At 38.3% G+C, this 12534-nt stretch carries 11 protein-coding genes; 7 read left to right on the top strand and 4 right to left on the bottom strand.

Annotated features, from left to right (window positions below; genetic code table 11):
- The first annotated feature begins 88 nt into the window (after window positions 1-88).
- Both H5090_RS03380 and H5090_RS03375 read left to right on the top strand, forming a co-directional pair.
- On the top strand, window positions 89-802 hold the full coding sequence (locus tag H5090_RS03380) for a DUF1499 domain-containing protein (RefSeq protein ID WP_076925126.1): 714 nt from the start codon (window positions 89-91) through the stop codon (window positions 800-802).
- A gap of 142 nt (window positions 803-944) precedes the next feature.
- Window positions 945-1991: an NAD(P)-dependent alcohol dehydrogenase gene (locus H5090_RS03375; protein ID WP_002958143.1), complete on the top strand. Its 1047-nt coding sequence runs from the start codon at window positions 945-947 to the stop codon at window positions 1989-1991.
- A gap of 75 nt (window positions 1992-2066) precedes the next feature.
- Here H5090_RS03375 and H5090_RS03370 read toward each other — a convergent pair whose 3' ends face one another.
- Window positions 2067-3272 carry an MFS transporter gene (locus tag H5090_RS03370; RefSeq protein WP_024598262.1) on the bottom strand — a complete coding sequence of 402 codons (1206 nt, stop codon included), beginning with the start codon at window positions 3270-3272 and terminating at the stop codon, window positions 2067-2069.
- Between the two features lie 360 nt (window positions 3273-3632).
- On the opposite strand from H5090_RS03370, the gene H5090_RS03365 reads away from it, so the two are divergent.
- The 3 genes from H5090_RS03365 (at window position 3633) to H5090_RS03355 (ending at window position 8404) form a co-directional block, all read left to right on the top strand.
- Complete coding sequence (locus H5090_RS03365) at window positions 3633-4931, top strand: PAS domain-containing methyl-accepting chemotaxis protein (protein ID WP_182695036.1); 1299 nt, start codon at window positions 3633-3635, stop codon at window positions 4929-4931.
- A 133-nt stretch (window positions 4932-5064) separates the two neighbouring features.
- On the top strand, window positions 5065-7230 hold the full coding sequence (locus tag H5090_RS03360; RefSeq protein ID WP_182695035.1) for a TonB-dependent receptor: 2166 nt from the start codon (window positions 5065-5067) through the stop codon (window positions 7228-7230).
- 211 nt (window positions 7231-7441) lie between these two features.
- Window positions 7442-8404: a TDT family transporter gene (locus tag H5090_RS03355; protein WP_182695034.1), complete on the top strand. Its 963-nt coding sequence runs from the start codon at window positions 7442-7444 to the stop codon at window positions 8402-8404.
- 2 nt (window positions 8405-8406) lie between these two features.
- Here the strand turns inward: H5090_RS03355 and H5090_RS03350 are convergent, their stop codons facing one another.
- A complete protein-coding gene (locus H5090_RS03350) occupies window positions 8407-8598 on the bottom strand; it encodes a DUF2986 domain-containing protein (RefSeq protein WP_182695033.1) in 192 nt (63 codons plus the stop codon).
- A gap of 137 nt (window positions 8599-8735) precedes the next feature.
- Here H5090_RS03350 and H5090_RS03345 point away from each other — a divergent pair, with 137 nt between their 5' ends.
- Window positions 8736-10223, top strand: coding sequence for a dipeptidase (locus H5090_RS03345; protein WP_182695032.1), 1488 nt, complete (start codon window positions 8736-8738; stop codon window positions 10221-10223).
- Window positions 10224-10293: 70 nt separating this feature from the next.
- On the opposite strand, the gene H5090_RS03340 is transcribed toward H5090_RS03345, so the two are convergent.
- Window positions 10294-11079: a putative porin gene (locus H5090_RS03340; RefSeq protein ID WP_182695031.1), complete on the bottom strand. Its 786-nt coding sequence runs from the start codon at window positions 11077-11079 to the stop codon at window positions 10294-10296.
- A gap of 117 nt (window positions 11080-11196) precedes the next feature.
- Window positions 11197-11961, bottom strand: a complete 765-nt coding sequence (locus H5090_RS03335) for an EAL domain-containing protein (RefSeq protein WP_182695030.1) — start codon at window positions 11959-11961, stop codon at window positions 11197-11199.
- 218 nt (window positions 11962-12179) lie between these two features.
- Here H5090_RS03335 and H5090_RS03330 point away from each other — a divergent pair, with 218 nt between their 5' ends.
- Complete coding sequence (locus H5090_RS03330; protein WP_182695029.1) at window positions 12180-12359, top strand: 2TM domain-containing protein; 180 nt, start codon at window positions 12180-12182, stop codon at window positions 12357-12359.
- Window positions 12360-12534 lie beyond the last annotated feature (175 nt).

The following is a 12534-nucleotide window of genomic DNA, read 5'->3' as shown; positions in this document are numbered from 1 at the left end:
TAAAAGCGCTTGTTAGTAGTATAAGCTACTGTTTAATAGTGCTTAATTGTTTTAATAATAAAAAATCACACAATATAGGAATCATAAAATGAAAGTTTTAGTGAGCTTAGTTAGTCTAATCGCCTTTTTACTCGTCATACTGCCGGGGCCTTTGTATAAATTTGGTATTGTAGAGCTAGGAACTGCGTTTGCTGGTTTTAAATTTGGTGTTTACGCTGGTGGCGCTGCATTGGTGCTACTTATAGTACAAGCGTTATTTATGCGTAAAACGTTAACGCTAAGCAGTGGTGTTATTGCGCTTGTGTTTTCGGTTGTGGCTATTGCTATGCCACTTAACATGATGAACAAAGCTAAAAGCGTACCGGCAATTCATGATATTTCAACAGATTTAGTTAACCCACCAAAATTTGTAGCAATTGCGCCACTGCGTGTTGAAGCACCAAATCCAGTAGAGTACGCAGGTGAAGAAACGGCAGTACAGCAACGCAAAGCATACCCTGAACTGGCAACGTTAAGCTTTGCACAATCTAAAGCCGATTTGATGGCAGCAAGCGAACAAGCAGTTAAAAATCTTGGTTTTGCAGTGGTAAGTGCAAACACGGCTACAGGTATTGTAGAAGCTACTGATACAACCACATGGTTTGGTTTTAAAGACGATGTGGTAATTCGTATTAAAGATGAAGGCAGCCAGCGTTTTGTTGATATTCGTAGTAAATCGCGAGTAGGGCGTAGTGATTTAGGAAAAAATGCAGAGCGCATTCATTCAATTATTAATGAACTAAACAGCTTACTTGCAAAATAATTAAATTTAGCGCCCTAGTACTAACGATTGAGCCCAAACACTGTTTGGGCTTTTTTGTGCCTATTTTATATTGTCAGGTTCTATTCACGGGCTATGGACTATGCTGTTGATGATTTAAATTTTTAACCACTATGGAGTTATTATGAAAACAGTAGGATATGCAGCAAAAAGCCAAGGTTCTGAATTGACAGAGTTTTCTTTTGAGCGCCGCGATTTGCGAAATAACGATGTAGAAATTGAAATTTTATACTGTGGTGTGTGCCATTCAGATTTACACGCCGTACGAAATGATTGGGGTGGCAGTGACTACCCGCTAGTACCTGGGCACGAAATTGTTGGTAAAGTTATGTCGGTAGGTAGCGACGTTAAAAAATATAAGCAAGGCGACACAGTTGCTGTGGGTTGTATGGTTGATTCGTGCCAAAGTTGCGATCAATGTGATAACGACGAAGAGCAATTTTGCCGCGAAGGCATGGTTGGTACGTACGCAGGCAAAGACCGCGTTAGTGGTGAAATGACCCAAGGTGGATATTCTAAGCATGTTGTTGTACGCGAAGAATTTGTACTTTCTGTACCAGAAAATTTAGACCTTTCACGCGTTGCACCGCTACTTTGTGCAGGTATTACTACGTATTCGCCACTTCATAAGTGGGGCGTAAAAAAAGGTAGCCGTGTTGGTGTTGTTGGTCTAGGTGGTCTTGGTCACATGGCCGTTAAAAATGCAGTTGCAATGGGTGCAAGCGTTACGGTAATTGGCCGTAGTGAGTCTAAAAAAGATGATGCGGTTAAATTAGGCGCTCAGCACTATTTAGTGTCATCTAATGATGACGAAATGAAAGACTCGCAATCTGCCTTTGACGTCATTATAGATACAGTCCCTGTAAAACATGATTTATCTATTTACACACCGCTACTTGATGTAGATGGTACATTAGTTATTGTTGGCCAAGTTGGTCCAGTGGATGAGCTAAGCACGGTGCCATTATTAATGGGTCGCCGTCGTATTGCAGGCTCACTTATTGGTGGTATTGCACAGACGCAACAAATGCTCGACTTTTGTGGTGAAAATAACGTGCTACCTGAGTGCGAAATGATCAACATTGACGAAATTAACACGGCATACGAGCGTATGGAAAAGTCAGACGTACGATACCGCTTTGTTATTGATATGGCATCGTTAAACGCTTAATTTACTAGGTAAATTAAAAATAAAAGAGCCGCTAATTAGCGGCTCTTTTTGTATTTTAAATTAACTCGAACTCAGTTAATTAGTAGCTTGCGCTGTTGGTTGCTGTTTGTTTAGTTGTAAGTAACTTAATAGCCACATACCCAAACCACCTAAAAACAATGCAGCTGCTACGTAACCTGTTTGATTAGGTGCAGCACCTTGCGCTATTGCAATTCCGCCAACCCAAGGACCTATAGCATTGGCAGTATTAAATGCGCACTGTACTAAGGCACCAATCATAGCGTGGCCTTCGGGCGCAACGTCCATTAAAAGCGTTTGAATCAGCGTAGCCAAGCCCACACTGCAACCAATAAAGAAGATCACCGCGTAAAGAGCCCAAATATTATGGCTTGCCGTTACATATGCAAAGGCAAATACAATAGTACATACAAGCGCAAGGCCAGTCGTTTTAATTGCTGATTTATCGGCAGCTTTACCCAGTACATAGTTACCGAGTGTACAACCGATACCAAACATTACCATTGCGATAGAAATAGTATACGGAGCTGTTTTTGTTACCACTAATATGGTGTCGGCAATGTAAGTATAAATACAAAACACTCCGCCAAAGCCAATAATTACAATACCCAAAATGGACCAAACCAGTTTATTTTTAAGTACGCCAAACTCGTTTAGTAAGTTAGAAGGCTTAGCGTTATCGATACTAGGCACTACTTTATAAACAAAAACAAAAGCAATAAAGGCCAGTACTGCAGCGCCAGCTAAACAATAACGCCAACTTAAATTTTGACCTACAAGTGTAACTATAGGCACGCCAACAATAGTAGCCACAGTTAAACCCATAAACACCTTAGACATAAAGCTTGCACGCTTACCTTTTGGGGCAATATCTGATGCTAATAAAATAGCAGCACCAAAATATGCACCATGAGGTAAGCCACTTAAAAATCTAAATATTACAAGCTGCTCAAGCGACGTTGCCATCGCGCTTAACCCGTTTGAGATAAACATTAAGCTTATAAAAATGAGCAATGCTTTGCGCTTTCTCATATTAGCAGTGGTAAGCATTAAAATAGGCGCACCCACTACAACACCAATGGCGTAAGCACTAATTGCGTAACCACTTTGTGAGGGCGTTGAGCCAAATGTTTCGCTAATTAGTGGCAGCATAGGCATCATCGAAAACTCAGATAATCCTAAAATAAATGTGCCAAGTGCTAATACGAGTAAAATAGCGGTTCTGTTAAGTTGACTAGATGCCGACGTTACATCTGATGTCATAGATGATCCCTTAAGATTTAATTTTAAAAGTGAAACAGCGCAATAAATTCTGAATAGAAAATATTATATGTATGCTTAAATTTTGGTGTGAGAGGGTAGTCTGTGAAAGTGCTATTTTAAGTTAAAAAAAGTACAGAGTCATGCATAAATTAGTGTTTTTGTTAGGTTTTTAAAATGTTAATTAGAAGAAAATACTACTTAAAATTCATAAAATAAAAAAACTATTTATAAAGCATGCATCTATAAGGTGTTAAATATTCGCCGAAAGGTTATTTAGAGCTTATATTTACAGTACAGTTACATGTTGATATCACATTAATTTGCTAATGTTTTTACTAATTTACTCCTTAAGGTTTTTATATGTTTGGTATTTCTAAAAGAAACGCAAAAATTGAAGAAATGGAGCTTCAATTAATTCAAAAACAGTCTATCTTGTCGGCAATTAACAAGCATGTGGCTTATATAGAGTTTACACCTGAAGGAATAATATTAGACGCAAATCAGTTATTTCTAGCTACTGTAGGCTACAGCAAAGAGCAAATAATTGGCAAACATCATCGCATGTTTTGCGAACCTGAATATGCAAAGTCAGACGAATATAGCCAATTTTGGCAAGCATTAAAAACCGGAGATTCTAAATCAGGATCGTTTTTAAGATACAAAGCTAATGGCGATAAGCTTTGGCTTGAGGCAACTTACTTTCCTGTAGAAGAGCATGGCGTAGTCACTAAAGTGATTAAAATAGCCTCTGATATTACGACTAGTTATATACAACGAAAGGCACAAGAAGCCATAGCTAGTGCACTCGATAAAGCATTGGCTACAATAGAGTTTACCCCACAAGGTAATATTTTAAGCGCAAATCAAAACTTTTTAGCAACAGTAGGCTACAGCTTAAAAGATATTGTAGGTAAACATCATAAAATGTTTTGTACTGAAGTGTTTTATGAGAAAAACCCACACTTTTGGAATGAATTAGCGCAGGGGCAGTTTAAGTCAGGAAAATTTAAACGTATTGCCGCCGACGGTTCAGAAATTTGGCTAGAAGCTACTTATAACCCAATATTAGATAGCAAAGGTAATGTAATTAAAATAATTAAGTTTGCATCAAATATTACTGATCGTATACACAATAATAATGCAGTGACTGAAGCCGCTGCAATCGCGTATGAATCGGCGGTAGCTACAACGCAAACCGCTAAAAAAGGTTCTGAGATACTACAAAGTTCTGTTGCAAACTCAGATGCTATTGTAAGCCAAGTTCTTAAGTCAGTTGATTTAATTAAAAATCTTAATGAACAATCAGCTGTAATAGGCTCCATTGTTTCTACAATCAGCAGCATTGCTGATCAAACTAATTTACTTGCACTCAATGCTGCTATTGAAGCTGCACGTGCTGGTGAATACGGTCGAGGTTTTGCTGTAGTAGCTGACGAAGTAAGGCAACTTGCAGCCAGTACGAGTAGTTCAACTAATGAAATAGCGACCGTTGTTAAAAATAACCAAGAGCTCACTAATGATATATCAAGGCAAATTACGTCGGTTTCAGACTCTTCAGAGCAAGGCCGAGAGCTTATTGCGAATGTATCTGAGGTTATTAAAGAGATTGAGCGAGGGGCTGATATTGTTTCTCAAACAGTCGCTGAGTTAAATACTTAATTTATTATATGACCTTTTAGATTAAACACGCCTAACAACATTCAAAATTGATAAAGTGCGACAATATGTCGCGCTTTTGCTTTTGCAGTTCACACTATAATTACGCCAATTATTACAGTGGCATAAATTAACAATGGTTTATAAAAGCAAAACTCAAAAAACTTACTTACTTTCCCCTGTCGCACTTTTTATTAGCGGTGTGCTATCTACTTTTGCATTTGCCGACGATACGTCTTTAGAAGTAATTGAAGTACACGGACATGTTCAAAATAAGCACTTAGCACTTGGTTCGTCAGAATCGTTATTAAGTGATTTAGGTGTCGACTTTTCAGCTGCGGGCGGCGTATCTAACTTACCTATTTTAAATGGTTTAATGGGCGACAGAGTTAAAGTGTTAATTGATGGCGCAGATGTAACCGCTGCATGCGCTAATCATATGAACCCGCCACTTTCGTATATCTCGGCTAATCAAATTACGTCTTATAATGTGGTTGCAGGCGTGTCGCCAGTGAGTGCGGGCGGCGATAATATTGCTGGCGTAATAAGCGTTAATTCTATTTCACCACAGTATAGCGATAGCAATGAATTAGGTTGGCACTCAGGTTATGTGTCAGCAAAGTACAGTAGCGTTGATAACGGACGTAAACTTGGCGTTGGTGCACGTTTAGCAAGTGACACGCTTAGCCTTAATTATCAGGGTTCGTTTAGTGACGCAGATAGTTATGAAGACGGTAACGGCGATGTAGTATTAGATACATTGTATCGAGCACAAAATCATAGTTTAACCGCAGCTATGCGCGATGATAAACAGCAATTAGTGATAAAGCTAACACATCAAAAAATCCCGTATCAGGGATTTGCAAATCAGTATATGGATATGACCGATAACACCAGTTACGGTGCAATAGCTCAATACAAACGCTCTTTTGATAACAGCGAGCTTGAAGGGCAAGTTAATTGGCACAGTGTAAAGCACGAAATGGGTTTTTTTAGCCAAGAAAAAACAGGCATGATGCCAATGAAAACCGATGCACAAGATATAAGTACGCAGCTTAAATGGCGTATCGCGCTTAATAAAAGCAGCAGTATTTTACTCGCTCAAGAATATTACAATTACCGCATTGATGATTGGTGGCCAGGTATTGAAGGCTCAACCATGATGGGACCAAACGATTACGTAAATATAAATAACGGTAAACGAGAGCGCATAGCGGCATTTGCTGAATATGAGAGCCAAATAAATACAAAACTGTGGCTAAACGCAGGTGTACGTATTGAAAGTGTTAATACCCAAGTAGGTGAGGTTCAGCCTTACAACGACGGTATGAGCATGATGGATATGGACGATATGAGCGACATGGATAGTATGGAAACTATGACCATGAGTGATACGTCTACAGATAATAGCATTGCTGCACAGAATTTTAATGCTGGCGGCAGAGATAAAACCGACACTATAGTTGATGCTAACTTATTAATTAACTACCAAATAACAAATTATGATGAGCTGCAATTTGGTCTTGCCCGTAAAAACCGCGCGCCCAATTTATACGAGCGATACAGTTGGGGTGTAAGCACCATGGCAACCACCATGATTGGTTGGTATGGCGATGGTAGTGGCTATATTGGTAACCCTGATTTAGACGTTGAAACTGCGCATACAATAAGTGCTACTTATATTAGATCGGCTAAAGATGATGGTTGGCGATTAAGTACCAATGTGTGGTATACCGATGTGAGCGACTATATTGATGCTGATGTTGTAAGAAGCTTCAATAGTTATAACTTGGACAATACAACGCGTAACATTTTTCAGTTCACTAATGTAGATGCCATTTTGTATGGTGCAAAAATAGATTTAACAGCCAACATTTATGAATCTAAGGACTTAGGTAACTGGCAGTTACACGCTAATGTTACTAATACGAGAGGCAAGCGCGACGATACTAACCAGCCGCTTTATCAAGTTAAACCACTGCAGACCCAGCTAGGTATTAGCCAGCAAATGGGTCGGTTTGAAAACGCATTATCTTGGCAGTGGGTCGATAATAAAAGCCGTGTAGATAATAATCGTTTTGAAAACCAAACAGACAGCTACAGCTTGGTTAATTTAAGCTCTAAAGCCACATGGGATTCATTAACGCTAAGCGCAGAAGTGAGTAACGTGTTTGATGAGTACTACCAACTCCCACTAGGCGGCGTAAGTATTGCAGCACTTAAACAAGATAGCAGCAACGGGTTTGAACAACTTGCTGGGCAGGGTCGTTCATTTAATGTAAGCATTAGTTACGCGTTTTAACTAAATTAAATTTTAAAATAAAGTAAAAGCCATAACTGTGTTATGGCTTTTTTCATACGCTTTAATATGTAAGCCGTAAACTTATTTTTATGAAATATTTGTACGCAAAAAGCGCTCTATTAAGCACGCTTGTACTAATTTTACAGCGTTATTTTAAGGCAATGCAGTAAAAAGCAGTAACTTGTTCATCACCCAATGATTAGGAAGTACAGTGTTTAAGCAATTTAAAAATAAAGTGATGGGTGCGCCAACAGCTATGGCCGGTTTAGCTTTGGGTATTGCTAGTATGGGATGGACATGGGAAAACGTTTTTAATTTAAACTCCCAAGGGCAATTTTTGGGAGCGGTATTAGCTGGCGTATTAGTTTTACTTTTGGCTGCTAAGTTTTTACTACACCCTCATTTATTAAAAGCCGATTTAGCACACCCAGTTGCAGGAAGTGTGATCCCTACATTTGCAATGGCTAATCTTGTTATTTCAAACTCAGTTGGGCAATTTAACCCATTAGCTGGTGATATTATGTGGGTTTTAGCTTTTGTGCTGCATCTCACATTTTTGGTGAGCTTTTTATACCAGCGGGCAAAAAAGTTTGATTTTGAAGATATGGCACCTAGCTGGTTTGTGCCACCAGTGGGGATCATTATTGCAGATGTTACTTTTTTGGGTAATCCGACATTAGCGTGGTTAGCTTATAGTGCGTTAGTTATTGGTATATCAACGTACGCCATAATGCTGCCAATTATGTTTTATCGTTTTTTATTAGCCTTAAAAAGTGACTACGAAATGCAGCCAACACTTGCCATTTTAGCAGCACCAGCCAGTTTAACATTAGTGGGGTATTTTCATGTTTTAGCTAATCCGTCACTTGTTATAGTGGGGGCATTATTTATATTAGCGATAATAAAAACACTGATTGTTTATGTGTTATTTATAAAGTTATTACGCAGACCTTTTACGCCGAGCTACGCTGCTTTTACATTTCCAATGGTTATTGGGGCAACTGCATTATTTAAAATGAAAGACTGGATGCAAAGTATAAACCTCGCAATGCCATATGTAGATACAGTTAATTACTTAGCTACGTTTGAACTTATAGTTGCCACGGCAGTGGTTGGTTATGTAAGTGGTCGGTACTTTTGCCACTTTAAATTATCAAAGCAACAGGTAACGTAAAGTTACTCTTGGATTACCTGTGGCTCATTATTTTCTTGCTCAGCTAGTTTTTCGCGCTCAGCTTTTGACACATAACCAGGTTTGTTGCTTTTGTGTAGTTTAGCGTTAGTGCGTTTATCTTTTTTTTGAAATTTAGTGACGATTTTTTTACGACGGTTCACAATTAAATACTCTCTTAATTTTAAGTCGCGCATTATACAGTCATCCTCATAAAAGCTGCTATATAAATATTTGCCTTAAGTAATCTGCGCGTTTGGCGTAAAGAGCTATAAGTAAGTAACTCATAGCGTTATAATTACCGCTCTTAGCTATTAATTAAATGGGAATTGTTTTGAAAAAGTTAGCTTTAGCCAGTATTGCTTTATTTGCATTTGGCGCACATGCGCAGTTAAATAAAAATATTGATAGCGTTGCCGATTACGCAGTAAATACCTACCAAAATGCTCAAATACACACACTAACTAACTTAGTGGCTTTTCCGACGGTTAATAAAAGCGACATTAGCACTCCTCAAAATCCCGATTTTATTGGCTTTAAAGCACTTTTAAAAATGAAAGCCGCAGAGCTTGGTTTTGACTACCAAGATTTAGGCTACACCGTATTAATTGGTATGGGCGAGCAAAGCGAAAAAGTAACGGTAGTAACCCACGGCGACGTGCAACCTGCTAATGCAAGTAAATGGAAACAAAGCCCTTTTATTATTGATACATCTGAACCGGGTAAATTAGTTGGTCGTGGTACTGAGGACGACAAAGGTGCAATAGCAACAGCGCTTTACGCCATGAAAGCAATTAAAGATAAAGGCATAACCCTTAATAACCGTATTGAGCTTATGATTTACCTTGCTGAGGAGTCTGATTGGGGTCCGCTTACTCAATTTATGAAAACGTACGAACAACCAAAATATGCAGTAACGATTGATGCATCATACCCTGTAGTGGTTGCCGAGAAAGGCTGGAGCTTAATTGCACCTACTTTTAATGCAACATCACCACAAACGGGTGTGTATGTAAGCGATGTAACTGGCGGTGCGTTTAGAAGCCAAATTCCAGAAGACGCCAGCTTAGTGCTTCACAATGCAGACGCGGCACTTATTAATACATTAAAAGCAAAAGCTAAAACATTAAATAAAGTTGAATTTAACTTTAGTGAAAAAAGTAATGGTTTAGCAATAAGCGTTAAAGGTATGTCGGCGCATTCATCTGAGCCGGAGTCGGGTATAAATGCTATTGCTTATTTAGCTGAGTTATTTAAAGGTGTGAAGCTTGAAAATAACAGTGACGGCGAGCTAATCGACTTTGTGAATCAGTTAATTGGTTTAGACATTCACGGTAAACAATTTGGCGAAATAGCTTACAAGCACGACTTTATGGGCCCAATGACAGTGGCACCAACCGTTATTGAGCGCGATGGTAATGCGCTAACACTTGCTGTAAATGCACGTCGCCCAATGGGTAAAGACGAAGCTGTACTGCAAAAGCAAATTGATGATGCACTCGCGAATTGGCAGGCTGCTAACAATGTAACGCTTGCTAACATAGAAACAATTATTGGCACACCTATGCTACTTGATGGTGCGCCGCATGCGCAAAAGCTACTTGATATTTTCAAGCATTTTACGGGTGACGAAAAAGCTGACTTTGTATCGATTGGTGGTGGGACTAATGCAAAGCTGTTTGATAACGCGGTATCGTTTGGTCCTTCAATGCCAGGTAAGCGCTACACAGGTCACTCAGAGCATGAATTTATGACACTTGAGCAACTAGATCTTAATTTGCGTATGTACACAGCGATGATGATAGAGCTGGGTAATATGTAAGTTATAGTTGTTTAGTAAAAGCCGCCTTGTTTGACTGAGCAGACCCAGCAAGGCGGCTTTTTTGTGTTTATTAAAACTGGGCTACAAAGCTAAGATTGTATATATCATAGTTATCATTATCAGTGTAATTAGCTGTGAAGTAGTAGCTATCATTAATAAAGTACTTACCTTCAATAACTAAATCAGAGTCGTTTGAGCCAATACCGACTGCAACATGTTTATTGAAGTAATAGTTTGCGAGCACATTAAAAACTGAGTCGTCGCCAACATCTAGATAGTCAACATTTACAGCAAAATAGCTGTCATCATAAAGATGGGCAAAGTAACGTGATGATAGGTCCCACGACTCTGTTTCATCATCTGTTTCAACAGTAAAACCAATGTAGTCGGTGTCGTTAATTTCATGATTATACTGAGCTTTAAACAAATAAACTGTATCGCTATATTCATAATCTAACATACGTACAGATACTTTTAGTGAATCAGCAAATAAGTAACCTAAACCTAGTGAATAGTTGTCGGCATCACCAATATTAGGTAGTTCAAAAGTTGCAAAAGCATTGCCGTAAAAGCCTTCTCCAAAAATACCTTTTCCACTATAACCATCTGAATTAAAATAATTTAAGCCTATATTGCTATCTGTATCTAAGTAGCCAAAATCATCCCACACACCTGAATTTTGCTGCTTCTCAAAGTAATAGTGAGTTGATAACCCGTACACATCATCGTTGTAATAATCAGAATCAATTTTTGCGTAGTTTATAGAGTTAAACCATTGTTTTGATTCTGACTGCTCGGCGTTTACAGACGCTGTGCAGCTAAGTGCGAGTAAAGTGAGTGGCATTAAAAAGCGCATAAGTATCCCTTCTTATAATTAAGTAAATTTGTTACTAGAATGGGTATTATATTTGTGAGGTTTATAAGGCAATTAAATGATTGTAATAAAGTGTTTAGATGTTGTTGGTTTTCCTAATTAAAAAATTAGGTTTACCTCAGGCAAGTTTTCGAAGCTTGGTTTGGCAAATAAATACCCTTGCATAAGCTCAACACCTGCGTTTTTAAGCCACTTATATTCTTCTACCGTTTCAATCCCTTCAGCTAGTGCGGTGATGTTTAAATCGCGAAACATATTTAAGCAATGAGTTACTATTAGTTGGCGTTTTTTGTCGTTGTTAATATCGCGTATGAGCGCCATATCAAGCTTGATAATATCTGTTTGAAAGTCAGCCAGTAGATTTAAACCAGAATAACCTGCACCAAAGTCATCAGTGGCGGTTTTAAATCCGAGAGACTGATAGTAATCAACAATGCGTTTAATGTGTGCGGTGTCTTCTATTTTTTCAACTTCAGTAAATTCAAACATAATATTTTGAATTGGAAAGTTATACTTTTTTGCAGCTTCGAGTGTGGTGCGTATACATCGCTCAGGTTTATAAATAGCATTAGGTAAAAAGTTAATGCTTAGCATTGATGTTATGCCCAGCTTTGCGGCTAGTTGAATGGCTTTAATACGACAAAGCTGATCAAATGCATAGCGGTTGTCTTCATTCACTTTTGAAATAATTGAATAAGCAGACTCGCCATTTAAACCTCTAACCAATGCTTCATAGCCATAAATTAGGCGAGTTTTACAGTTTATAATCGGTTGAAAAGCCATAGAAAAATCAAATTCAAGATCGTTGGCGTCAGCACAATTACTACATGTCACTTTTTCACAATCTTTTGATTTTTCGATCACTTAGTTCATCCTCTGATGCATATTTGTTTAGGTTAGTTGAGATTAGATTCTAACACAAATAGATTAAAGTATTGTTTTTTATGTTTTTATACGTAATAAATAACTATGTAATTAAATGAAAAATAATGACTAATGTCAGATCACTTAGTGACATTTGGCAGGTGTGTACGTTGCTTATTAAAACAATAATAGCGACATACATTACTTGGAGAATATAAATGAGCAATACAATTACAATAGGCAAAAAAATTAAAGCATATTTACTTATTTTAACTTTGCTAAGCGTTATAAATTTACTAACTTCGCCTAGTTATATCTGGGTAGTATGGCCAGCGCTTGGGATGGGAATTGGGCTAGTAGTAAGTGCTTTGAGTAGGAATAAATCTAGGGCGTATTGATTTTTGTGGATTGAAATTTATTCAATCTAGGGGCGATTTAATCGCGGCGTGAGGTTTGTAACCTAGTGGGCTCGATAACTGCTCCTGCGTTATTCTACTGGCTTACATCCATGTAAGAATAAGTAAAAACCGAGCAAAGCTTCCGCGTCCTGCTCACGCCCCTTACCTACATCCA

It is taken from the genome of Pseudoalteromonas sp. SR43-5 (assembly GCF_014163835.1).
Taxonomy (GTDB): Bacteria; Pseudomonadota; Gammaproteobacteria; order Enterobacterales; family Alteromonadaceae; genus Pseudoalteromonas; species Pseudoalteromonas distincta.
Note: the sequence above shows the minus strand (reverse complement) of the source record. Positions and strands in the feature narration are given on the sequence as shown.